The sequence below is a fragment of the Mesorhizobium sp. M1143 genome (assembly GCF_040318435.1).
GTDB lineage: Bacteria > Pseudomonadota > Alphaproteobacteria > Rhizobiales > Rhizobiaceae > Mesorhizobium.
Map to the genome: position 1 here is coordinate 38343 of NZ_JAMYMJ010000011.1, position 24220 is coordinate 62562.

The following is a 24220-nucleotide window of genomic DNA, read 5'->3' on the forward strand; positions in this document are numbered from 1 at the left end:
CCGAGAGTCAATCGGGATTCTTGCGGAGGTCGAAAAGGTGATGAATGTGGTTCCTAGCAAGGACTCTTAGCCTTCTTGGCATTTGGACCGGTTCAATCGCCACAATCATAAAGGTTCTTGATTTATTGGAACGTTCCATTTATAGGATGCCGAAAACGGAGGTTGCCATGGATATCACCCTGCCTACGCAGAATGGCGGCCGCGTCAGCTACAAGCTCGCGGGCAGTCCGGTCGAGCCCGTAATCGGTGCGGTTTTCCCGCGCATCGCCTATGCCGCGGCCCACGTCGTCGCCGATCCTTTCGCGATGACCGACCCCTGGTCGAAGCCTGCGGTCGATTGGGACAAGACGATGGCGTTTCGGCATCATTTGTGGCGGCTTGGCTTCCGCATCGCCGAGGCGATGGACACCTCCCAGCGCGGCATGGGTTTCGACTGGGCGAATGCGCAGGAATTGATCCGCCGCTCGATCGCCGAGGCGCGCAGCGTCGAAGGCGCAGACCTCTCCTCGGGCGCCGGCACCGATCATCTGGCGCCGGCCAATTCGAGATCACTCGAAGATGTGATCGCCGCCTATGAGGAGCAGTTCGCTTTCATTGAAGGCGAGGGCGGCAAGGCGATCATGATGGCCAGCCGGGCGCTGGCAGCGGTCGCAAAGGGTCCGGACGACTATATCAGGGTCTACGATCGCATCCTCAGCCAGGCATCCGGCAAGGTCATCCTGCACTGGCTGGGCGACATGTTCGATCCTGCACTGAAAGGTTATTGGGGCAGCGGCAATTTCGAGGCCGCGCTCGACACCGTCGTCGCCATCATCGAGCGCCATGCCGGCAAGGTCGAGGGGATAAAGATTTCCCTGCTCGATGCCGGCAAGGAAGTTGCCTTGCGCAACCGGTTGCCGGAAGGCGTCGTCATGTTCACCGGCGACGATTTCAACTATCCCGAACTGATTGCCGGCGACGGGAAGCGGCACTCGCACGCCTTGCTCGGCATATTCGACGCCATCGCGCCAGTCGCCAGTGCGGCGCTCGCGAAACTGGCTGACGGCGACCGCGCCGGATTTGACGCGCTGATGGCGCCGACAGTGCCGTTGTCGCGCAAGATCTTCGAGGCGCCGACGGAGTATTACAAGGCCGGCATCGTCTTCATGGCCTGGCTCAACGGCCATCAGGACCATTTCGCCATGGTCGGCGGCATGCAGTCGGCGCGCGGCATCCTGCACTATGCCGACATCTTCCGCCTTGCCGACCAGGCAGGGTTGCTCGCCGATCCCGAGCTTGCGCTGGCCAGGATGAAGCATTTCTGCGCGGTTGCAGGTGCCTGAGAACGACACAATCGCTGGCTGAAACCTGTCCCCCGTATGGGGGATTTGCGTTCTCGCGCCAAATCTGTATTCGGTTGCCGGGATTGGATGCGGACGGAGCGGCAATGACGGAAAAAGTGGCGCTCATCACCGGGGTTACCGGGCAGGACGGGGCCTATCTCGCAGAATTGCTTCTGCAGAAGGGCTATATTGTCCATGGCGTCAAACGCCGCTCGTCCTCGTTCAACACCGAGCGCGTTGACGACATCTATGTCGATCCGCACGAGCGCGGTGCGCGTTTCTTCCTGCATTATGGCGACCTGACCGACGCGACCAACCTTATTCGCCTGGTGCAGGAGACACAGCCCGGCGAGATCTACAATCTCGGCGCCCAGAGTCATGTCCAGGTGAGTTTCGAGACGCCGGAATACACCGGCAATGCCGATGCGCTGGGAACACTCAGGCTGCTCGAGGCGATCCGCATCCTGCGCCTGGAGAAGTCGGTGCGCTTCTATCAGGCATCGACGTCGGAGCTTTACGGCAAGGCGCGCGAGGTCCCGCAAAGCGAGGCGACGCCCTTCCATCCGCGCTCGCCCTATGCCGCGGCCAAGCTTTACGCCTACTGGATCACGGTCAACTACCGCGAGGCTTACGGCATGTTCGCCGCCAACGGCATCCTGTTCAACCACGAAAGCCCGACACGCGGCGAGACCTTCGTCACCCGCAAGATTACGCGGGCCGTCGCCTCGATCCATCATGGCCTGCAGGACACGCTCTATCTCGGCAATCTCGACGCCAAGCGTGATTGGGGCCATGCGCGCGACTATGTGGAGGGCATGTGGCGCATTCTGCAGCACAGCGAAGCCGACGATTTCGTGCTGGCGACCGGCGAGGCGCATTCGGTGCGCGAATTCGTCGAGCTGGCGTTTGCCGAGACCGGCCGCACCATCCGCTGGCAAGGCGAGGGTGTCGATGAAGTCGGTGTCGATGCCGGTTCGGGCACTGTCCTGGTGCGCATCGATCCGCGCTATTTCCGGCCGACCGAGGTCGACCTGCTGCTCGGCGACCCCGCCAAGGCCAAAGCCAGGCTGGGGTGGTCGCACACGACCGGCTTCAGGGATCTGGTGGCGGAAATGGTGCAGGCCGATCTGGCGCGCACCGCCGGCGGCACGCGGCAGAACAGCCGTTCTGCGTGAGGCAGGTTCATGGACGCGACATTTGATCTGAAAGGCAAGCGTGTCTTCGTCGCCGGGCATCGCGGCATGGTCGGTTCGGCCGTCGTGCGCCGGCTGGCGAGCGAGGACTGCGAGATACTCACCGTATCGCGCGACAGGCTCGACCTGCTCGACCAGGCAGGGGTGCGGCGCTGGATGGCCGAGCACAGGCCGGATGCGGTGGTGATGGCGGCCGCCAAAGTCGGCGGTATCCTGGCCAATGACCGGTTCCCTGTCGATTTCCTGCAGCAAAACCTGGTTATGCAGGGCAATGTCATTGACGGCGCCTTTCGCAGCGAGGTCGGCAAGCTTTTGTTTCTCGGCTCGTCCTGCATCTATCCAAAGCTCGCGCCGCAGCCGATCAGGGAAGACGCGCTGCTGACCGGTCCGCTCGAACCCACCAATGAATGGTATGCGATCGCCAAGATCGCCGGGCTCAAACTGTGCCAGGCCTATCGGCGCCAGCATGGCGTCGACTACATCTCGGCGATGCCGGCCAGCCTCTACGGACCGGGTGACAATTTCGACCTGCAGAGCAGCCATGTCGTGCCGGCCCTGATGCGAAAGGCGCATGCGCTGGCGCTGAGCGGCGGCAACAGCCTCAATGTCTGGGGCTCGGGCACGCCACGGCGTGAATTCCTGCATGTCGACGACGCCGCCGATGCCTTGGTCTGGCTGTTGAAGAATTATGCCGGCGACGGCCACGTCAATGTCGGTTCGGGCGAGGATGTCACCATTGCCGAGCTTGCCCAGACCGTCGCATCGGTCGCCGGCGTCGAGGCTAATATCGCCTTCGATACGACCAAGCCAGACGGCACGCCGCGCAAGTTGATGGATGTTTCGCGGCTGTTTGCAACGGGATGGCGCCCGCGCTACGCACTTCGCGGTGGATTGGAACAGACATATGCGTGGTTTCTCAACCATATTGGGAAGGGTGGTGTCCGCCTCGGCGCGGCCTGATTCCAATTTTCCTTGAACCATTTCGCTGCCGCCCGCGACCAAGCGGTGTGTAGCAAACACGGTCCATCAAGGAGAACGTCAATGTTTATCACTTCAAGAAACGCAGTTCTCGCCGCCATCGCGGTTTCGGTGCTGGCAGGGTGTCAGACGGCACCGCCGAGGGAATGCGAGAAGACCAAGCCCGGTGTCACCTACAACGGCAAATGCTGCGGCATCGGCACACCGTGCCGTGAAGGCAACAACACCCCTCATGACAAGCCCGACAGGCCCGATCCGCGGCCACAGTGATCCGCGAGCCAGAAACGTCCCGGCACGGGCCGGGACGTTTCGCCCCCGACAGGGCGGATACGGATCGGAAGGCCGCTACCCGGTTCCTTGCTGGCCGGCATTTGAACACGAAACGGGACGGCGGGGCAGTAGACGATGCGGTCGCGCAGATCGCGCGAAAACTTCCCGCCGGATCTGTACTTCAAGGGGCTGTTCGACTGTTCGAAGGGAAGGTCCCGTAGAAACTCAGATTTCGCTTTCCGTCGATGCGAAGGATGCTACTAAAAAAAATTCGAGATGCTCTTGAACTCATTTGGGGCGCCTCCTAATTCGATTTCCGCCAAGGCCATAAGGCTCGGCAAAAAATGGCGGCGCCGCACAGGGCGGCGTCCTTGTACCCATGTTGCTTCAAGGAGGATGTGGCTATGAGAACCTTTGATACCCTCTATCGGACCACCGTCGGTTTCGACCGGCTTTTCGACATGCTCGACAGCGGCACGCGTCCAGACTGGCCGCCCTATAACATCGAGAAGGTCGACGAGAACGATTACCGTATCTCGATGGCCATCGCAGGCTTCAGCCAGGATGAGGTCGAGCTTACCCAGCATGGACCCGAACTGGTCGTGGTAGGCCAGAAAGCTGATGATCAGAGCGGACGCCAGCTGCTGCACCAGGGCATCGCCTACCGCAGTTTCAGGCAGACGTTCAAGCTTGCCGACCACATGAAGATCAAGGCAGCCAAACTGGAGAATGGCCTCCTCTCGATCGACATTGTCCGCGAGATTCCCGAAGAGCTGAAGCCGCGCCGCATCAGCATCGGCGTGGGCGACACGCCGACGGCCGCCACTCAGATCACGCAAGACACGGACCGCGCGCGTAAAGCCGCGTAATCCTGTCGATCTGTCACACTTTGAACTGCGGGTCCGCCTCCCGGTTTTCGGCCGGGAGGCTGTGATTGCGGAGAAACGAAGATGATCACTGCAGGACGTACTGGCGCGCCTCTGTCGCGCGCCCGCAGTTGGCCTGGACCGCGCAAACCATGAAACTCAATGGTTCGTTCGATTTGGAGGATCATATGAACGATCGGATGTTCGACAGCGCCGTTTTCGTGAAAAGCGGCGACAACCTTGTTCAGGAAATCACGTGTCTCGAGGACGCTCTGGAGTTCCTCTATGAATGGCCGAAGGACAGGCGCGGCCCCATTCACCAAACCGCATTGCGGGCCTGCCAGCGAGCTTTCGATAGCGATTATCCGCTTTCCGCAGCCAGAGACGCGTTCAGCGGTTTTGCGAAAGCAGCCAGAATCCTTGAGGAAGTATCCACGACAATGCCGTGGATGATGGGCAGAGGTGGCGAAGGCGGAGGAGTGACTGCCTAAAGCGCGTCGCGAAACGGATTCATGCGACACGCTTTAAGTCTTTGTTTTGATGCATGTCGTTGTCCCAGAACCGCGGCATACTTCTGGGTGACATGCATTAGGAAAGGAGGTCATGATGCTATCGAAACCTTTTGAAAAGCCAGTCCGGGTGTGGGTGGGATTGGGCTTTCCCCGCCAACTCAACACGGTCGCGGATGCTTATCAATTCGCAGCCGAATGGTGTGGCAACAGCCCGGAGCAGAGAGCTGCTATTCGCGCTTGCAAAGCCGCTCTGATTGGTGATGTGGAACCCGAGACAGCACGAGGCGTCTTCGTCGCGTTCGCTCGCAAGAAGGATATTCTTATGGAGGACGGCATCGAGCCTGCGCCTTCAAGGACGCTAAGTCCGCGCCACGTCTAAAGCGCGTCGCGTTTGAACGGACTCAGACGACGCGCTTTAGGTCTTTGTTTTTATGCATGTCGTAGTCTCAAAACCGGGGCCACTTTTGAGCGCCATGCATTAGAATGTCCACAAACACGAGGCGGCTGCCATAAGCGGTGGCCGCCTTACCGGCTAAGTCGTCGAAGGGGTGCGCCAAAAACGGGCTTGGCTAAGTTATCGAAAGGATGGTGGGCGTGACAGGGATTGAACCTGTGACCCCTGCAATGTCAATGCAGTGCTCTCCCGCTGAGCTACACGCCCATCCGAAGCCGCGCATACACCATTTTTGGTCCAGCGCGTCAATAGCCGGAAAAGGGAAAGAAAGGCTCGTTTTGCCGCGCCGCCGACGAAGCGGCGAGATCACACTGTGCGCGCTTCAGGCGGCCTGAAGCATTTTTTCGACCTCATTGACGAGATCGCGCAGGTGGAAGGGCTTGGACAGCACCTTGGCGTCTTTCGGCGCCTTGGAATCGGGGTTGAGCGCGACGGCCGCGAAACCGGTGATGAACATCACCTTGAGGTCGGGATCGATCTCGGTGGCGCGGCGGGCGAGTTCGATGCCGTCCATCTCCGGCATGACGATATCGGTCAGCAGCAGGGAGAAAGGTTCTTCGCGCAGCCGCTCGTAGGCGCTGGCGCCATTGTCGAAATCGCTGACGTGATAGCCGGCCCGCTCCAGTGCCTTGACCAGGAACCGGCGCATGTCGTCGTCGTCTTCCGCCAGCAGAATGCGTGCCATCTTGTCCCGTCCGAATCACCCCAGCCGAGCCTGCCGTCCGGCAAGCCCGTTAACCATCCTGTATATGAGGAGCTGACGGTAAACATCAAGTGAACGTTGGCTGCATTAATCCTGATTTGACGGGGTTCCTGACATGCCGAAATGCTGGACATGCGGCCGATGAGGTGGCAGTTTCCCATCATGATGCATTGCTGTTTCCGGGTTCGTTCAAATTGACGACGGCAGCCGAAGATTTTTCGGTCGTTCCACCCTTCGAAATCCGATCGGGCGCCGAGCAGCGCGTTCCCTTCGTCTTCAACTCACCGCATAGCGGCCGCTATTATCCAGACCGCTTCCTGGCCATGGCGCGGCTCGACCGGAACGCCATCCGCCGCTCCGAGGACTGCTATGTCGACGAGCTGTTCGGCGGCGCGGTGGCGCTGGGCGCGCCGATACTGGCGGCGAATTTTCCGCGCGCCTACCTCGACGTCAACCGCGAGCCCTGGGAACTCGACCCGCGCATGTTCGCCGAGCCGGTGCCGTCCTTCTGCAACATCCGCTCGGCGCGCGTTGCCGGCGGGCTCGGCACCGTGCCCAAGCTGGTGGGTGAGGGGCTCGACATCTATTCCGGCCGTCTGCCGCTGGCGGAGGCCGTCCAGCGCATAGAGGCGGTCTACAAACCCTATCACGAGACGCTGAAGCGGCTTTTGACCAGAACCCATGCCAGGTTCGGCTATGCCGTGCTGATCGACTGCCATTCGATGCCGGCGAGCATCAGGGTGGGCGACAGCGGCCTGCGGCCGGATTTCATCGTCGGCGACCGTTTCGGCATCTCGGCCACGGCGGCCCTGACCGAAACGGCGATCGGCCTGCTCATCGGCATGGGCTACACCGTCGCCCACAACAAACCCTATGCAGGCGGTTTCATCACCGAGCATTACGGCCGGCCGGCGCGCCACCTGCATGCGCTGCAGATCGAGGTCAATCGCGGCCTCTACATGAATGAGCGGACGTTCCAGAAATCGGCCGGCTTCGATGCGCTGGCCGACGATATGGCGCGCTTTTCGGCCGACCTGATGGCGATGCCCGACCACCACTTCGTCGACCTGCCACTGGCCGCCGAATGACGCCGGAGCGGCGGCTGTTCATGCAATCCCGCGCTGGCCATCCCGCAGCGTAAAAAAAGACCGCATCGTTTGCACGACACGGTCGAAGTCTAGGGAGGAAACGCCCAAGGAGGGCATGGACAGGAAAACCTGTCCGAGAACAAATTTATTGTGCGATGCACAAATGTCAATCGATCCCACGCTTTTTTAATTCACTCTGATGTGAAAATGCGTTTCGATGGTCCCGATGTGTGACATTTCGGCAACGCTGATGTCTCTGATAAATCGATAAACCGGCTTGTTTTGGCGGGAAAGTGCCGGCAGACCGGGTTGGCACTCTGTAATGCGGGAGAATCGCGTGGACATCAGCATCGATTTCATGCGCCGGATCGCGCAAGCGGCGGCGGCTGAAACCTTGCCGCGTTTCCGCGCACAGGGCGCCGTGGCCAACAAGGAAAAAGGCAGTTTCGACCCGGTCACCGAGGCCGACCGCGAGGCCGAGCGCGCCATCCGGGCGCTGATCTCGGCTGAGTATCCCGATCACGGTATCCTTGGCGAAGAACATGGCAGCGAAAACATCTCCTCAAGGCATGTCTGGGTGATCGATCCGATCGATGGTACCCGCGCCTTCATCTCAGGCCTGCCGGTGTGGGGAACGCTGGTCGGATTGACGGTCGACGGTGACGCCGTCGCCGGCATGATGGCGCAGCCCTTCACCGGCGAGCTGTTCTACGCCAACGCTTCCGGCTCCCACTACGAAGGCCCCGGCGGGCCGCGGAAGCTGTCGACCCGCAAGAGGACGAAGCTTGACGAGGCGACCTTGTTCACCACCACGCCGGCGCTTTTCAAGGGCGAGGCGCGCACCCGCTACGACGCGTTCGAGAAACAGATCCAGCTCGCCCGCTACGGAGCCGATTGCTACGCCTTTGCCATGATCGCGTCCGGCAGCGTCGACATCGTCGCCGATCCCGGATTGAAACCCTACGACATCGTGGCGCTGATCCCGATCATTGAAAAGGCCGGCGGCGTCGTCACCACATTCGAGGGCGGTCCGGCGGAAAAGGGCGGCGACATCCTGGCCGCCGCAACGCCGGAGCTTCACGCGGCTGCAATGGCAGCCTTGCGCGGCTGATAGTCGACCCGATCAGCGCGGCTTGATCGAGCGCTGGAATTCCGCCGGCGTTCGCCCGTAGACCTGCCTGAACGCTGAGCTGAAATGACTGTGGCTGGAGAAGCCGAGGTCCAGGCCGAGCGTGGTCAGATTGTCGTAGCGGCCAAGCAGGTCGAGCGCGCGCGCCAGCCGCAGGCGCAGATGGTAGCGATAGAGCGGCATCGCCTCGACCTGCTGGAAAACCTGCGTGAGATAAACCGGTGATACCCCGACTTCAGCGGCGATCTCGGCCAGCGTCCAGCGCCGCGAAAGATCCGAGGACAGGACGAGCTTGGCGCGGTCGACCAGCTTCTGCCGGCCAGCGCTTGCGCCGGCGGCATGCGAGGTGCGCTCGCCGAGGGAGCGCCGCACCAGCGTCAGCGCCAGGGTTTCGGCCTCCAGCGTTTCGGCAATGTTGCGGCTCAGGCTGTGGCGCAGCACCGCCACCAGCGCCTGAGCCCGCGGGTCGATGCGGCGGCGCTGACGACGAAACGCCACGGCGCTGCCCAAGCGCAACTGCTCCTTCGGCGTCAGCTCCTGCATTTGCGCCTCCTCGACAACGAGATCGAGGCAGGAATCGCCACCCTCGACGGGATGGCTGATCCGGTAGCCTTCGGCGTTGTTGAAGAACAACAACTGGTTGGCTTCGGCGACCGCATCGTTGCGGCCGACATGGCGCACGAAGACGCCGCGATAGGGAAACACAAGATGCGTGGCAGCGGTGCACTCTTCTTCGCTCTTGTGCCGGCATTCGCCGCTGCAGAGGACATCCCTCACCCTGACGGTGCCGGTGTCCAGAAGCGTCTGTACCGTGAACTGCGACATGGTGAGCTGAGACATGGCCGTTGCATTCTACCCTTGCACCGAAAGCTGCTCCGGCACATTTAGGCGATTGGCTTGTCCAAACCTGTCAGGCGACTTCACCTGTCGGGCCCTTCGTAACGGCCATGGCTCAGTCCCACAAACGGCGCATGTATTCGCAGTGAGCGTCGCTGCGCGACAGACCGATGTCCTTGAGCTGTTCGTCGGTCATTTCGAGCAAGGCAAGGCGGCTTCGGCGCCTTTCCAGTTGACGGCCGATCCAGTTGGCCGCCGCGATGCCTTGTGTCCGCAAGGACCGCCGGAACGTCGCGGTTTGAGTTGTCGGCTGATGTGCGAGGCATTGCGCCGCCGCTGCATGATCGGGGCGCATCGCTCAGGCTTCCCCGTTGCCGGCCACTGATGCGCCGGCCACTGAGGCGCCGGCTTCGTTCAGCGCAATCGCGCATTCCTCGCAGCAGACCTCGACGGTCTTGCCGCCGACCTTGACGCGGATCGGGTTGGCGTCCAGCTGGCAATCGCAGGCAGCGCAGGTTTTCTCGGTCATGACGTCATCTCCTTGGCGTTCAGTACGCGGAGAGATGAACATTCCGGGGCGGCACCGGCTGTCAGAATCTTTAGCTCTTTGTGTGCTGCCGGCGCTGCTCCTGACAGAAGGCTGTCAGCAGGCGCAAGCTCAAGGCGCCGCAACATGCAGCGCCGGCGGCATCAGGCTGTCGGGTCGTCGTTGCCGGGTATGAAGGCGTCGAAGGCGGCGAGCAACTGCTCGCGATAGACATCGGCCTCCTGCAGGATCTCGTGTTTCGAGCCATCGATCATCAGCAGCGAGCCCAGACGCAGACGCCTGGCATAGGCTTCCACGGCCTTGGTCGAGACGACCTGATCGGCGCCGGCGGCGATCATCAGCAGCGGCACCTGGATCCTGGCCATGAAGTCGGGCTCGCTGATGGCTTCGCCTGCCTTGATTGCCGCCTGCAGCCAGCGGATCGTCGGCCCGCCGAGCGCCAGTTGCGGATAGTGCTCGTAGATTTTCGTGTTGCGCTGATAGCGCTCGGGGTCCGATGTCACCTTGTTGAGGGCGAAGGGCAGGGTTTCCCTGGGACGCGGACCCCAGGCGGCGTAGAGTCGGCCGAGGCCGAGAAAGCACAATACCGAGCAGACGCGGCGCGCCGTTTTTGCCGACACGGGCGAGTCGGGCACCGTCAGGAAAGGCGCAATCAGCACCATGCGACGCACCCGGTTGACCATCGACGGCGCCGCGAGCAGCGCGATCACGGCGCCCATGGAATGGGCGAGGATGTAATACGGGCCGCGGCAGTCGGGCAGCACGATATCCTCGAAGAACTGTTCGAGGTCGCCGGTGTAATCGTAGAAGGAGCGGACATAGCCGCGTTGCGGGTCGGCGATCAGCCGGTCGGAATCGCCCTGGCCGCGCCAGTCGAGGGTGGCGACGCCGAGGCCGCGGTCGGTCAGGTTGCGGATGGTTTCGAAATATTTCTCGATGCACTCGTTGCGGCCGGGCAGCAGCACGACGGTGCCTTTCAGCGGCCGGGTGACCGCGGCAAACAGGCCGTAGCGGATCTTCTTGCCGTCGCGCGTGGTGAAAAAGCCGCCGCCGACATTTTGCGGCGGCGGATTGCCTGGCGTGGGATGGAAGAGATCCGTCATTAGGCGCTTGCGTGTTCGTGGTGTCTCACCCGGCAGGGGCGTCGGCATGGTGATAGACGCCAATGGATGAAAAGCAAAGGGAGGGCGCCAAGGGGGCGGACGAACAACGAGCAAGGCCGGAAGCAGCCTGCGGCGGCGTGCTTCCGGCCTCTGTCGATCCGGGAGGAAGGGACGTTACACCCGGTCGGCCTCGTCGCGGCGCTTTTATCCGGCGCCGCCTGGTTCTTTATCGTGGGGCACTCTAGCGCCGGCCGGCTGAACGGGCGCCGAAGCGGCGGTTCATCTGCCGTTCATCGACGCCTCGATTGGCGCTCTTCAAAAATCCTTGAAATGCGCTTTTGCGCTCCCCAAATGTCGGATGCAGCCGCCGATGTCGGGGCTGCTGGTCCACCCGAAACGCCTTTCCAGGGTTTCGCACCGGCCACACGCAAACATGTTGCTCAACAGGAGAACACCTCATGCGTCACGTTGATTTTTCCCCGCTCTATCGCTCGACCGTCGGCTTCGACCGCCTGTTCACCATGCTCGACTCGCTGGCCCAGCCCGATGGCGCGCAGACCTATCCGCCCTACAACATCGAGCGCACCGGCGAGGACGCCTATCGCATCTCGATGGCGGTTGCCGGCTTCTCGGACGAAGAGATTTCGATCGAAGCCCACCGCAACGTGCTGACCGTCAAGGGTGAGCGCAAGGAAGAGGGCAATGGCGAAGGCTCCGAGCTGCTCTACCGCGGCATTGCCTCGCGTTCGTTCGAGCGCCGCTTCCAGCTTGCCGACCATGTCGAGGTCGTCGGCGCCTCGCTGAAGAACGGCCTGCTTTTCGTCGACCTTAAGCGCAACATCCCCGAGGAGCTGAAGCCGCGCAAGATCGCGATTACCGCCTCTTCGGCCAACGCCAAGCAGATCGAGGCCAAGAACGCCGCGTGATCAAGACGGCGGCGTCACAACGCCCAAGGTTAAAAGCGTTTCCTCCCGAGACGAAAGCGGCGCCGCGAGGCGCCGCTTTTTTTCGCCGCAGCCTCTGTCACCCCAACCGAAGAGTTCTGGCTCTTTTGCGGCGGGCGCCGTCTTCCCATGAAGGGCGATGTCTGATCTCTCGGCTGATTTTTCCCTGGCCCTAACGGCAACCATTGCGGTGACCTTCCTGCTGGCCGGCATCGTCAAGGGCGTTACCGGTATGGGACTGCCGACGTTGGCGATGGGGCTGCTGGGCACAATCATGCCGCCGGTCGCCGCGGCTTCGCTGCTGATCGTGCCGTCCTTCGTCACCAATATCTGGCAGCTGTTTGCCGGCCCGAGCTTCGGCTGGATCCTCAGGCGGCTGTGGCTGATGATGGTCGGCATCGTCGCCGGCACGCTGGCCGGCTCATGGCTGCTGGCCAGCGACAATGTCAAATGGACGACGGCCGGCCTCGGGGCGGCGCTGATCGTCTATGCCGTCTATACGCTGCTGGCGCGGCAGTTGACGGTTCCCGCGTCAGCCGAGCGATGGTCGTCGCCCATCGTCGGTTTCCTTACCGGCCTCGTCACCGGCGGCACCGTCGTGTTCGTCGTGCCCGCTGTACCTTACATTCAGGCGCTGGGCTTGAGCCGTGACGATCTGATCCAGGCGCTCGGCCTGTCCTTCACCGTGTCGACGATCGCGCTCGCTGCCGGCCTTGCCTCGCACGGCGCGTTCCAGGTCGGGCATGTCGCCATGTCGTCGCTGGCGGTTGCGCCGGCCTTGCTCGGCATGTGGCTCGGACAGTTGCTCCGGCAGCGGATCAGCCCGGCGACCTTCCGGCGCTGGTTTCTTATTTTCCTGATCTTGCTTGGCCTCGAGCTTTTGGCGCGGCCTTTCCTTGCTTAGCGACCGGTGCCGGTTGCGAGAACGGCCTCGACGTTTTGCCGGTGGACGGGCTCGTACAGCGCGAAGTACTCGACCGCGCCCGTGGCGAACATGTCGGCGCCGAAGGTTTTCAGATCCTGCTTCGCAAGATCAGGCTCATGCCGGCAGCGAAGCAGTTTTTGAACGTAGGCTTGCGTGGCGGCGATGAGGCCTTTGTCGTAGCCGCCTCGCTCAATCGCTTCGAGCGAGCCGTGATTGGGCAAGATGCGGTCTATCGGCCACCCGCTCATGCGTTCGAGATCGACCAGATGTTGCGCCAGCCGATCCGCCTCGCTGACAAAGGTGATCGGATCCTCCAGCGTGTCGCCTGCCAGCAGCAGGCCGATCCCAGCCATGAACAGCACCGTGCCGTCATGGCTGTGGATTTCGACCTGACGCAGTTCGACGGCGATTGATCCAACGGCGAGGTCAAGACTGCCTTCGAAGGTCCTGTTCGGCAGCACGAGAGGCTTGATCGGTGGAACACCGCTTTCGATCTCAGCCCGGTTGTTCGCGAGCGCCGAGGCGGTGAGCGTGTTGGCGATAATCTCGCAATCCTGAAACACCTCATTGCCGGCAATATGATCGTCATGCCAGTGGCTGAGCACGACCCGGATCGATGTTGCGCCCATGTCTTCGAGCGTCTGCCTGATGAAGCGCGCGTGAGGCAGCGAAATATGCGTGTCGTAGACAAGCGCCTGCGAGCCGTCGACGATCGCATAGGTGCAGATGCCGAGGGCATAGGCGCCGTCGTCCAGCCAGTTCGGCTCGTCCGACCAGGCGCGAACGCCGTCAACGCGGCCATCGTAGAAGCCGAGCACGTTTGGCGCCGGGCGAACCAGCCGCATGGTTGAGCCGAGAGGTGGCTTTGTCATTGGCGCGGTCTCGCGGGTTCAGGCGATCATCTGGCCGAAGCGATCGACCTCATCTGAAGTCGTGGCAAAGCTGGTGACGAAGCGATAGAGCAACTCGTCCTCGCCGACATGGCCGTCGAAGCCGTGCGGCCGGTGCCAGTCGTAAAAGGCGGCGCCGACGGATTGCAGCCTTTCGGCTTCCGCCTTTTTCATCACCGCGAACACCTCGTTGGCCTGCGGCAACCAAGCGAGCTTAGCCGTTGCCGAATCCTCGATCGCAGCCGCCAGGCGCGCGGCCATGGCATTGGCATGACGGGCCGTGTCCAGCCACAGGCCGTCCGTGAAGTAGGCGTCGAACTGCGCTGCGATGAAGCGCGACTTGGAGAACAGCTGTGCGGCGCGCTTGCGCAGGAAGGACAGCTCCTTGGCGCGGTCTAGATCGAACAGCACCACCGCTTCGGCGCACCAGCAGCCGTTCTTGGTGCCGCCGAACGAGACGATATCGACGCCGCGCTTCCAGGTCATTTCGGCCGGCGTCGTCTCAAGCGCGACCAATGCGTTGGCAAAACGGGCGCCGTCCATATGCAGCGGCAGGGAAAAGCGTTTGGCGATCTCCGAAATGGTGGAAATGTCGTCGAGCCCGTACACTGTGCCGACTTCGGTCGATTGGGTGATCGAGACGGCCGTCGGGCGTCCCCAATGGACGATTTCGGGTGCGAAACGGGCGACGGCCCGTTCAAGATTGTGCGGGTCGATCTTGCCCAGGGCGCCGTCGACAGCATGGAGACGCGAGCCGCCGCTGAAATATTCCGGCGCGCCGCATTCGTCCTCGATGATGTGCGATTCGCGGTGCGCAAAGGAAATGCCGCCGGGCTTGTTGTAAGCGGCCAGGGACAGCGAGTTGGCCGCCGTGCCGGTAGCGACGAAGAACACCGCGACCTCGCGTTCGAAGATCTCGCTGAAACGCTGGTAGACGGCGCGGTCGAGATCGCCATCGCCATAGGCGGTCGAAAAGCCGCCGGCGTTGGCTGACAGCCCGGCGGCAATGTTGGAATGGACGCCCGCCCAGTTGTCGGATGCAAAGAACATCAGGAAAGTCCCTGTCTGGTTGAGAAAGTCTGGTTGCGACAAGAGCGCGACCATGGCCGTTTCGGGGTTTGACGCGCAAGGGCCAAGGGCTGAAAAAGCGGTAAAGCCAAAGGCGATCACGAAGGAGTGCCGGGACCGAAATTTCGTTTCGGCAGCGCCCGACGTAATTTTCTGTCGCCAAACGTCCAAGAATTTGGTGAATCGGTCTTGTGTACGCCCAGGATTTCTGACATAAAAATTTAGGACAGTAGTGCTGTCTTATTTTGTCGCACAAGTCAGGCTGGATTGGCGTATCATTTGGGCCACTCCGGCCGTTGCCGCGAGCGACGGGTAGACGGCTCGGCTGTGGCCTGTACGATACCGGATACGAACCGGCGGTGCACCGCACGGTCCGCCAAGGATTTCGAAAAGACGTGCCGCAAGATGAGAGCGGAAGCCAGTCGCTTCCCAAGGTAGACCAGCGCCCCAAATGCTAGACGTGCAAGGGGCCGGAACGGAGGACAGGACGATGACGGAACTGACGCCATCTGCGATTATCGGCCAGGCCGCGCAGACGAAAGCGGCAGCCGTTAAAAATACCGTTCTGACCAAAGAAGGCCAGACCACCAATGGCATGGCCGCGCAGGGTCTCTACGATCCGCGCAACGAGCATGACGCGTGCGGCGTCGGCTTCATCGTCAACATGAAGAACGTGAAGTCGCACCAGATCGTCAAGGACGGGCTCTTCGTGCTCGAAAACCTGACGCATCGCGGCGCTGTCGGCGCCGATCCGCTGATGGGCGACGGCGCCGGCGTGCTGGTGCAGATTCCCGATCATTTCTTCCGCGAAGAGATGGCGGCCCAGGGCGTCGAACTGCCGGCGGCAGGCCAATACGGCGTCGGCCACTGGTTCATGCCGCAGGATGCGGCACTGCGCGCCCATATCGAAGAGATCATCGCCGAATCGGCGCAGTCAGAAGGGCTGCCGCTGCTCGGCTTTCGCGACGTGCCGGTCGACAATTCATCGCTGTCGAAGGCGCCCGATATTGCGGCCTCCGAACCGTTCCATCGCCAGGTCTTCATCGGCCGCACATCGGACATTCCAGATGACGAGGAATACGAGGCCAGGCTGTACCTGCTGCGCAAGGTGATTTCCGGCCGCATCTACGCCGAGAACAACAACAAGGATATTGGCGCCTACTGTGTGTCGCTATCGGCGCGTACCATCGTCTACAAGGGCATGTTCCTGGCCTACCAGGTCGGCGCCTATTACAAGGATTTGTCGGATCCGCGTTTCGAGACCGCGCTGATCCTCGTCCACCAGCGCTTCTCGACCAACACCTTCCCGTCATGGAAGCTCGCGCACCCCTACCGCATGGTCGCGCATAATGGCGAGATCAACACGGTGCGCGGCAACAACAACTGGATGGCGGCGCGCCAGGCCTCGGTCGATTCCGAACTGTTCGGCAACAACATCTCCAAGCTGTGGCCGATCTCCTATGACGGCCAGTCCGACACGGCGTGCTTCGACAATGCGCTCGAATTCCTGTTCCAGGGCGGCTACAGCCTCAGCCACGCCATGATGATGCTGATCCCGGAAGCCTGGGCCGGCAACAAGCTGATGGATGCCGATCGCAAGGCTTTCTACGAATACCATGCAGCGCTTATGGAGCCGTGGGACGGGCCGGCCGCGGTCGCCTTCACCGACGGCCGCCAGATCGGCGCCACGCTCGACCGCAACGGGCTGCGGCCGGCGCGCTACATCGTCACCGACGACGACCGCGTCATCATGGCGTCAGAGGCCGGCGTGCTGCCGGTGCCGGAGGAGAGGATCGTCAAGAAGTGGCGGCTGCAGCCCGGCCGCATGCTTTTGATCGACCTCGCCAAGGGCCGCATCATTTCCGACGAGGAGATCAAGTCGGAGATCGCCACCAGGCATCCCTACAAGACTTGGCTCAACAACACGCAGCTGATCCTCGAGGATCTGAAGCCGGTCGAGCCGCGCGCGCTGCGCAAGGATGTCAGCCTGCTCGATCGCCAGCAGGCTTTCGGCTACACGCAGGAAGACACCAAGCTGTTGATGTCGCCGATGGCGACCACCGGCCAGGAAGCCGTGGGTTCGATGGGCACCGACACGCCGATCTCGGCGATGTCGGACAAGTCGAAGCTGCTCTACACCTATTTCAAACAGAATTTCGCCCAGGTCACCAACCCGCCGATCGACCCGATCCGCGAGGAGCTGGTGATGAGCCTGGTGTCGTTCATCGGGCCGCGGCCGAACATCTTCGACCTGGTCGGCAATTCGCGCCGCAAGCGGCTCGAAGTGCGCCAGCCGATCCTGACCAATGGCGATCTGGAAAAGATCCGCTCGATCGGCCACACCGAGGACCGTTTCGACACCAAGACCATCGACGTCACCTACGGGTCGAGCGAGGGCGCTGCCGGCATGCAGGGCGCGGTCGAACGTCTGTGCGAGCGGGCGGAAGCCGCTGTCGCCGGCGGCTATAACATCATCATCCTGTCCGACCGCCAGGTCGGTCCCGACCGTATCGCCATTCCGGCACTGCTGGCGACGGCTGCCGTGCACCACCATCTGATCCGCAAGGGTCTGCGCACCGCGGTCGGCCTGGTCGTGGAATCCGGCGAGCCACGCGAAGTGCATCATTTCTGCTGTCTCGCCGGCTACGGCGCCGAGGCGATCAACCCCTACCTTGCCTTCGATACGCTGCTCGACATGCACAAGCGTGGCGAACTGCCGGCTGAGGTTGACGCCTACGAGGTGGTCTCGCGCTACATCAAGTCGATCGGCAAGGGCATCCTCAAGGTGATGTCGAAGATGGGCATCTCCACCTATCAGTCCTATTGCGGCGCGCAGATATTCGACGCCATCGGGCTGAAGTCGGATTTCGTCGAGAAGTACTTCACCGGCACAGCGACGCTGATCGAAGGTGTCGGCCTGGACGAGGTCGCGGCCGAGACGCTCAGCCGCCACACCGACGGTTTCGGCAACGATCCGGTGCTGCGCAACAGCCTCGAGGTCGGCGGCGAGTACATGTACCGCATGCGCGGCGAAGCCCATATGTGGTCGCCCGACGCCGTCGCCACCTTGCAGCACGCCGTGCGTCAGGGCTCGTGGGAGACGTTCAAGGAGTATTCCGCGCAGATCAACAGCGAGACGGCCCGTGCCCAGACCATACGCGGCCTGTTCAGGATCAAGCTTGCGGAAGAGACCGGCCGCAAGAAGGTGGCGATAGAGAACGTGATGTCGGCGGCCGATATCGTCAAGCGCTTCTCGACCGGGGCGATGTCGTTCGGCTCGATCTCGCGCGAGGCACACACGACGCTGGCGCGCGCCATGAACCAGATCGGCGGCAAGTCGAACACCGGCGAGGGCGGCGAAGAGGCCGACCGCTATCTGCCGCTGCCCGGCGGCAGCAAGAACCCCGAACGTTCGGCGATCAAGCAGGTCGCCTCGGGGCGGTTTGGCGTCACCGCCGAGTATCTCGTCAATTCCGATGTCATGCAGATCAAGGTCGCGCAGGGCGCCAAGCCCGGTGAGGGCGGCCAGCTGCCCGGCCACAAGGTCGACGCCACCATCGCCAAGGTCCGGCACTCGACGCCTGGCGTCGGCCTGATCTCGCCGCCGCCGCATCACGACATCTATTCGATCGAGGATCTGGCGCAGCTGATCTACGATCTGAAGAACGTCAACCCGGCGGCCGATGTCTCGGTAAAGCTGGTGTCGGAAGTCGGTGTCGGCACGGTCGCGGCGGGCGTCGCCAAGGCGCGCGCCGACCACATCACCATCTCCGGCTATGATGGCGGCACCGGCGCGTCGCCGCTGACCTCGCTCAAGCATGCCGGCAGCCCGTGGGAAATGGGCCTAGCCGAGACGCACCAGACGCTGGTGCTGAACGGGCTGCGCTCGCGCGTTGCGCTGCAGGTCGATGGTGGCTTGCGCACGGGGCGCGACGTCATCATCGGTGCGCTGCTCGGTGCCGACGAGTTCGGCTTCTCGACCGCGCCGCTGATCGCGGCCGGCTGCATCATGATGCGCAAGTGCCACTTGAACACCTGCCCGGTCGGCGTCGCGACGCAGGACCCGGTTCTGCGCAAGCGTTTCAAGGGCACGCCCGAGCATGTCATCAACTTCTTCTTCTATGTTGCGGAAGAGGTGAGGGGGCTGCTGGCCGAGATGGGCTACACCCATATCGACCAGATCATCGGCGACAGCGACCTGCTGGAAAAGCGCGAGATGATCCAGCATTGGAAGGCGCGTGGGCTCGATTTCGGCAAGATGTTCTTCAAGCCGGGCGCGCCGCATGAGGCGGTGCACTGGACCGAACGGCAGAAACACCCGATCGACGATGTACTCGATCGCAAGCTGATCGAACTGGCGAAGCCCGCGCTCGAAAGCAAGCAGCCGGTCAAGATCGAGGTCGACATCCGCAATGTCGATCGCTCCACGGGCGCCATGCTGTCGGGCGAAGTCGCCAAGCGCTTCAGGCACAAGGGCCTGCGCGAGGACACGATCCAGGTGAAGCTGACCGGCACCGCCGGCCAGTCGTTCGGCGCCTTCCTGGCGCGCGGCATCTCGTTCGATCTCGTCGGTGCGGCCAACGACTATGTCGGCAAGGGCCTGTCGGGCGGACGCATCGTCATCCGGCCGCCGGAGGAGTCCACGATCGTCGCGGCGGAATCGATCATCGTCGGCAACACCGTCCTCTATGGCGCGACCGAGGGCGAGGCCTATTTCGCAGGTGTCGCCGGCGAGCGCTTCGCGGTGCGCAATTCGGGCGTCGCCGCCGTCGTTGAAGGCGTCGGCGATCATGGCTGCGAATACATGACCGGCGGCATCGTCGTCGTCATCGGCCAGACCGGTCGCAACTTCGCTGCCGGCATGTCGGGCGGCGTGGCCTATGTTCTGGATGAGGCCGGCGATTTCGCCGCGCGCTGCAACATGGCGATGGTCGAGCTGGAGCCGGTTCCGGAAGAAGACGATCTGATGGAAAGGCTGCTGCATCATGGCGGTGACCTCGACCACAAGGGTCGCGTCGACGTCTCGGGTGACATGACCACCCATGACGAGGAACGGCTTTACCAGCTTATCTCGAACCACGTCCATTTCACCGGTTCGGTACGCGGCCGCGAGATACTCGACGACTGGACGACCTTCCGGCCGAAATTCCGCAAGATCATGCCGGTCGAATACCGCCGCGCGCTGATCGAGATGGAACGCATGCGCATGGGCGTGGCGGCGGAATAGGTTTTTCGACTTGCCGGGAGGCGCAGGCTTCCCGGCGGAACTTTCAGCGACAGTTTGACCTCGGATGCAAGGTTGCCACGGCTGCCTCAAGGGGTTAACGGGTGCGAAAACCGCACCATCTGGACAGCAGGAACTGGACTATGGGCAAGGTAACAGGCTTTCTCGAAATCGACCGGCAGGTGCACAAGTACCAGCCGGCCTCCGACCGCATCCGGCATTTCCGGGAATTCACGCTGCCGATGTCGGACAAGGAGGTCGAGAAACAGGCGGCGCGCTGCATGGATTGCGGCATCCCGTTCTGCCACGGGCCGACCGGTTGCCCGATCCACAACCAGATCCCGGACTGGAACGACCTCGTCTACAATGGCGACTGGGACAATGCGATCCGCAACCTGCATTCGACCAACAATTTCCCCGAGTTCACCGGCCGCATCTGCCCCGCGCCCTGCGAGGAAGCCTGCACGCTGAACCTCGAGGACATTCCGGTTGCCATCAAGACTGTCGAACAGGCAATCGCCGACAAGGCTTATGAAACCGGCCATATCCGGCCTTATCCGCCAGAGAAGAAGACGGGCAAGCGGGTCGCTGTCATCGGCTCCGGCCCGGCAGGGATGGCGGCGGCGCAGCAGCTTGGCCGCGCCGGCCACGAGGTCAGCGTTTATGAGCGTGAGAGCCGTCCCGGCGGGCTGATGCGCTACGGCATTCCCGACTTCAAGATCGAGAAGCACTATATCGACCGCCGCATCGAGCAGATGCAGGGCGAGGGCGTGACCTTCCATTGCGGCGTCAATGTCGGCGTCGACAAGCCGGTGGCAGAGTTGCTCGCCGGATACGATGCGGTGCTCTATTGCGGCGGTTCGGAATCGCCGCGTCCGGCCAACATTCCGGGCGACGATCTCGGCGGCGTCTATGACGCCATGCCCTATCTGGTGCAGCAGAACCGTCGCGTCGGCGGCGAGCCGATCCAGTCGGTGGCCTGGCCGTCGCATCCGATCATCGCCGGCGGCCAGCATGTCGTCGTCGTCGGCGGCGGCGATACCGCGTCCGACTGCGTCGGCACCGCCTTCCGCCAGGGCGCGGTGCGCGTCACCCAGCTCGACATCCGCCCGCAGCCGCCGGAGAAGGAAGACAAGCTTTCGGTCTGGCCTTACTGGGCGACCAAGATGCGCACCTCGTCCTCACAGGCCGAAGGTGCGGAGCGCGAATTCCAGGTGGCGACGCTCGAATTCATCGGCGAGGACGGCCAACTGACCGGCGTCAAATGCTGCGAAGTCGACGAGAAGCGCAAGCCGATCGCCGGCACCGAATTCGTCATCCGTGCAGACCTCGCCTTCATCGCCATCGGCTTTGCCGGACCGGCTGCCGCCGGCGTCGCGAAAGAGCTGGACGGTGAGATGAAAATCACCACCGACAGCCGCCGTTCCCGCAATGTCGAAGCCAACGATCGCGACTACAAGACCAGCGTCGACAAGCTCTACGCCGCAGGTGATGTGCGCCGCGGCCAGTCGCTGGTTGTGTGGGCGATCCGCGAAGGCCGCCAGGCCGCGCGCTCGATCGATGAAGCGCTGATGGGGTCGACGGTACTCCCCCGTTAACGGTTGATCGCCGTCGTCGTATCCGTCGCGGCAGCGGCCTTGGGCGGCCACGAGAAGTCGTCGGCGCGGCCGGGCGAGGCCTCGGGCGCCTTGCCTTCGAGGATTAGTTTTTCGCCGGGCAGATCCGGATTGGCTTTCGGCGCCGCCGCCGCACCGAGAAGTTCGGTACCGCCGTCGAGCGCCGGATCGTTGAGCAGCATTGGAACGGTGCGGTCGACCACGATCGGGGCGGCGGGCAGCGACGGCGCCTCGACCGGGGCGCCGGCCGGTGCGGCAGCCGTCACCACGCTTCCCGGCGCTGCCAGGCCGAGGATCTTGGCCAGCGGCTTTTCGGTGTAGAAGGCGAGCTTTCGCTTGCCGGCTTTCGAGACGTTGATGCCGTCGTCGGAGCGCAGCCGCACGGCCTGGCCGTTAATGTCGGGGCCGGTCGAGACAAAGGCGCCGTTCTCGTCGACGAACCCATCCCAGACATCGACGAATTCGCCGCCGTTCTTCTCGGCAGCCGAGTGGTAGATGTCGTTGAATGCGAGCATGTCGGAGGTCATCTTCGGCGTCTTGAAGGCTGGCATGCCGACCCACAGATAAGGCACCTTGGTCGCCGCCAGTGCCTTTCCCAAGGCTTCGGTCCGGCGTTCGTATTCCTTGGTCCAGTTCTCGGAGCGCGGCTGCTCGCGCACATCGTTGACGCGCATCTGCTGGCGGTCGTTGGAGCCGAGCATGACGACGACCACGGAGGGTTTTTCGGTCTCGACCAGCGATTTGACCTGTTCGGGCCAATTGTAGACATCATCGCGCACGAAACCCGAAGAACCGTTGGCGCGCTCGACGATCCTGACGTTGGCATTGTCGGCAAAGGCTGTTTCGAGGCCTTCGGCCAGGCCGTTGGCCATGAAATCGCCGATCACCAGAACGACGCGGGCATCCGGTGTCTTCTCGACAATCGGAGCGGAAGGTTCAACGGGTGCACGGGGCTTCTTCTTGACCTTCGGCTTTGCCTTGCGGACGTCGAGCGGCGGCTCGATGCGTTCGCTGCGGCGCGGGAACAGAAGGTCGCGCAGCGACCAGCCGCGGTTCTGCGGTTGTTCCTGCGCCAAAGCCGGTGTGTGGAAACTGCCGGCGAGTCCCGTCGCCAGGACAACGATGGCCAGAACGAGGATCGGCAAGCGGAAAACGATCACACGGATACGCGCTGCCGAAACCAAGCACCCTCTCCATCCCTTGGTGCATGGCCCTCGCAGCGGATCATGCACACATCAATGCTACGGCATCCCTTGAGCGCCGCAATGCGCGGCGCTGCCGATGGCTCTATTTCTTTCTGAGCCATTTGAGCACTTCCATGCTCGGATACCCGTCCTGGGTCAAGCCGACCGTTGCCTGATAGGTCATGATGGCGGTTTTCGTGCCGTCACCGATCTTGCCGTCGAACTTGCCGTCGTAAAGTCCGTGCTGCGAAAGCCGCTTCTGCAACTCCTGCCTTTCCTCGAAGGACAGTTTGGTGAAAGGCCGCTTCCAGTCCTGCACCAGACCATTAGAACCGGCGATTTCGTCGGCAAGAAGGCCGACGGCCAGGGCATATTTGTCGGCGTTGTTGTAGGCCTTGATGACGGAGAAGTTCTTGATCATCAGGAAGGCCGGTCCGCCGCGGCCGTCCGGCACTTTCAGCGTCGCCTTGTCGGTTGCGTTCTTGAACGGCTTGCCATTGGCCCTGGCGACGCCGAGCGCCTGCCACTGCGCCAATGTCTTCGAGCCGGCCGGCAGTTTGCCCGCCGGAATGGTGACCTCGTAGCCCCAGGTCTTGCCGCCCTGCCAGCCATTCTTCTTCAGCAGATTGGCTGATGTCGCCAACGCATCGGGGATCGAATTCCAGATGTCGCGCTTGCCGTTGCCGTCCATGTCGACGGCATAATGCTGGTAGCTGGTCGGGATGAACTGGGTCTGGCCCATGGCGCCGGCCCAGGAGCCCATCAGGTGGCTTTCGTCGATGTCGCCGGTCTGCAGGATTTTCAGCGCGGCGACCAATTGGGTGCGGGCGAATTTCGAACGCTTCGGGTCGCCATAGGCGAGGGTTGCCAGCGAGCGGATGACATTGCGCATGATGTCGTCGCGCTTGAGGATCTCGCCATAATTCGATTCCATCGACCAGATGGCGAGCAGGATGTAGCGGTCGACGCCGAACCTCGCCTCGATCCGTTCCAGCCACGGCTTCCATTTCCTGGCCATCTGCTGGCCGACGGCAACGGACTGGTCGTGGACGCGGTTGTCGAAATAGTCCCAGGCAGGTGCGGTGAATTCGGGCTGGGTGCGTGCCTTTTCCAGCACCACCGGGTCGGGTTCATTGATGCCCCGGAACGCCCGGTCGTAGACCGCGCCGGAAACGCCGCCCGCCACGGCGGTGGCGCGGAAGCCGGCGACCCATTGCCGAAACCCGGCATCGGCGAAGGCCGGTCCGGCCGGCATCAGCAAGGCGAGCGAGAGGCTGGCCGCCGTCAGCACGCTGGTAAAGAGTTTTGCGGCACTGCGAACGGACATATTTTCCCCTTTCTCTATCTCAGGAAAGACCATTCATCGC

Annotated in this window: 22 protein-coding genes and 1 tRNA gene; 13 read left to right on the forward strand and 10 right to left on the reverse strand. The window is 62.6% G+C overall.

Going from position 1 to position 24220, the window contains the following annotated elements:
* The first annotated feature begins 167 nt into the window (after window positions 1-167).
* From NKH35_RS11140 to NKH35_RS11170, 7 genes are all read left to right on the forward strand, one after another.
* Complete coding sequence (locus NKH35_RS11140) at window positions 168-1322, forward strand: dihydrodipicolinate synthase family protein (protein ID WP_023725193.1); 1155 nt, start codon at window positions 168-170, stop codon at window positions 1320-1322.
* A gap of 104 nt (window positions 1323-1426) precedes the next feature.
* Window positions 1427-2497 (forward strand): GDP-mannose 4,6-dehydratase, encoded by a 1071-nt coding sequence (gene gmd / locus NKH35_RS11145; RefSeq protein ID WP_023701025.1) that lies wholly within the window; start codon window positions 1427-1429, stop codon window positions 2495-2497.
* A 9-nt stretch (window positions 2498-2506) separates the two neighbouring features.
* Window positions 2507-3475, forward strand: coding sequence for a GDP-L-fucose synthase (gene fcl, locus NKH35_RS11150; RefSeq protein ID WP_352914501.1), 969 nt, complete (start codon window positions 2507-2509; stop codon window positions 3473-3475).
* An 81-nt stretch (window positions 3476-3556) separates the two neighbouring features.
* A complete protein-coding gene (locus NKH35_RS11155) occupies window positions 3557-3763 on the forward strand; it encodes a hypothetical protein (RefSeq protein ID WP_352914503.1) in 207 nt (68 codons plus the stop codon).
* Between the two features lie 404 nt (window positions 3764-4167).
* The gene (locus NKH35_RS11160; protein WP_023671192.1) at window positions 4168-4632 is read left to right on the forward strand and encodes an Hsp20 family protein; all 465 of its coding nucleotides are present in this window, start codon (window positions 4168-4170) and stop codon (window positions 4630-4632) included.
* A 185-nt stretch (window positions 4633-4817) separates the two neighbouring features.
* The gene (locus tag NKH35_RS11165) at window positions 4818-5120 is read left to right on the forward strand and encodes a DUF982 domain-containing protein (RefSeq protein ID WP_023671193.1); all 303 of its coding nucleotides are present in this window, start codon (window positions 4818-4820) and stop codon (window positions 5118-5120) included.
* A 112-nt stretch (window positions 5121-5232) separates the two neighbouring features.
* A complete protein-coding gene (locus tag NKH35_RS11170; protein WP_245263703.1) occupies window positions 5233-5520 on the forward strand; it encodes a DUF982 domain-containing protein in 288 nt (95 codons plus the stop codon).
* Window positions 5521-5727: 207 nt separating this feature from the next.
* Here the strand turns inward: NKH35_RS11170 and NKH35_RS11175 are convergent.
* Together NKH35_RS11175 and cpdR are read right to left on the reverse strand one after the other, a co-directional pair.
* Window positions 5728-5802 (reverse strand) — tRNA-Val (locus NKH35_RS11175).
* A gap of 115 nt (window positions 5803-5917) precedes the next feature.
* Complete coding sequence (gene cpdR / locus NKH35_RS11180) at window positions 5918-6280, reverse strand: cell cycle two-component system response regulator CpdR (protein WP_023671195.1); 363 nt, start codon at window positions 6278-6280, stop codon at window positions 5918-5920.
* 164 nt (window positions 6281-6444) lie between these two features.
* On the opposite strand from cpdR, the gene NKH35_RS11185 reads away from it, so the two are divergent.
* Window positions 6445-7386, forward strand: coding sequence for an N-formylglutamate amidohydrolase (locus NKH35_RS11185; RefSeq protein WP_023710935.1), 942 nt, complete (start codon window positions 6445-6447; stop codon window positions 7384-7386).
* A gap of 337 nt (window positions 7387-7723) precedes the next feature.
* Window positions 7724-8497: a histidinol-phosphatase gene (hisN, locus tag NKH35_RS11190; RefSeq protein WP_023671197.1), complete on the forward strand. Its 774-nt coding sequence runs from the start codon at window positions 7724-7726 to the stop codon at window positions 8495-8497.
* A 12-nt stretch (window positions 8498-8509) separates the two neighbouring features.
* Here the strand turns inward: hisN and NKH35_RS11195 are convergent, their stop codons facing one another.
* From NKH35_RS11195 to NKH35_RS11210, 4 genes are all read right to left on the reverse strand, one after another.
* Complete coding sequence (locus NKH35_RS11195; RefSeq protein WP_023728420.1) at window positions 8510-9340, reverse strand: helix-turn-helix domain-containing protein; 831 nt, start codon at window positions 9338-9340, stop codon at window positions 8510-8512.
* Between the two features lie 127 nt (window positions 9341-9467).
* Window positions 9468-9707 (reverse strand): DUF1127 domain-containing protein, encoded by a 240-nt coding sequence (locus tag NKH35_RS11200; protein ID WP_023686421.1) that lies wholly within the window; start codon window positions 9705-9707, stop codon window positions 9468-9470.
* A 3-nt stretch (window positions 9708-9710) separates the two neighbouring features.
* Complete coding sequence (locus tag NKH35_RS11205; RefSeq protein WP_023683236.1) at window positions 9711-9881, reverse strand: hypothetical protein; 171 nt, start codon at window positions 9879-9881, stop codon at window positions 9711-9713.
* Between the two features lie 161 nt (window positions 9882-10042).
* On the reverse strand, window positions 10043-11002 hold the full coding sequence (locus NKH35_RS11210; RefSeq protein WP_023695700.1) for an alpha/beta fold hydrolase: 960 nt from the start codon (window positions 11000-11002) through the stop codon (window positions 10043-10045).
* A gap of 458 nt (window positions 11003-11460) precedes the next feature.
* On the opposite strand from NKH35_RS11210, the gene NKH35_RS11215 reads away from it, so the two are divergent.
* Entirely contained in the window at window positions 11461-11928 is a 468-nt protein-coding gene (locus NKH35_RS11215) for an Hsp20 family protein (protein ID WP_352914507.1), read from the forward strand.
* A 157-nt stretch (window positions 11929-12085) separates the two neighbouring features.
* Window positions 12086-12850, forward strand: coding sequence for a sulfite exporter TauE/SafE family protein (locus tag NKH35_RS11220; protein WP_023733486.1), 765 nt, complete (start codon window positions 12086-12088; stop codon window positions 12848-12850).
* Here NKH35_RS11220 and NKH35_RS11225 read toward each other — a convergent pair.
* Window positions 12847-13743 carry an MBL fold metallo-hydrolase gene (locus NKH35_RS11225; RefSeq protein WP_023733485.1) on the reverse strand — a complete coding sequence of 299 codons (897 nt, stop codon included), beginning with the start codon at window positions 13741-13743 and terminating at the stop codon, window positions 12847-12849. The two genes, NKH35_RS11220 and NKH35_RS11225, sit on opposite strands and share 4 nt — an antisense overlap.
* A gap of 18 nt (window positions 13744-13761) precedes the next feature.
* A complete protein-coding gene (locus NKH35_RS11230) occupies window positions 13762-14811 on the reverse strand; it encodes a threonine aldolase family protein (RefSeq protein ID WP_023686416.1) in 1050 nt (349 codons plus the stop codon).
* Between the two features lie 508 nt (window positions 14812-15319).
* Between NKH35_RS11230 and gltB the strand changes: the two genes are divergently transcribed.
* Entirely contained in the window at window positions 15320-20056 is a 4737-nt protein-coding gene (gltB, locus tag NKH35_RS11235; RefSeq protein WP_352914511.1) for a glutamate synthase large subunit, read from the forward strand.
* A gap of 140 nt (window positions 20057-20196) precedes the next feature.
* Window positions 20197-21651: a glutamate synthase subunit beta gene (locus tag NKH35_RS11240; RefSeq protein WP_023671207.1), complete on the forward strand. Its 1455-nt coding sequence runs from the start codon at window positions 20197-20199 to the stop codon at window positions 21649-21651.
* On the opposite strand, the gene NKH35_RS11245 is transcribed toward NKH35_RS11240, so the two are convergent.
* Entirely contained in the window at window positions 21648-22853 is a 1206-nt protein-coding gene (locus NKH35_RS11245) for an SGNH/GDSL hydrolase family protein (protein WP_023710940.1), read from the reverse strand. The genes NKH35_RS11240 and NKH35_RS11245 overlap by 4 nt on opposite strands.
* Window positions 22854-22956: 103 nt before the next feature.
* Window positions 22957-24180, reverse strand: a complete 1224-nt coding sequence (locus NKH35_RS11250; protein WP_023714036.1) for a lytic murein transglycosylase — start codon at window positions 24178-24180, stop codon at window positions 22957-22959.
* Window positions 24181-24220: the final 40 nt, after the last annotated feature.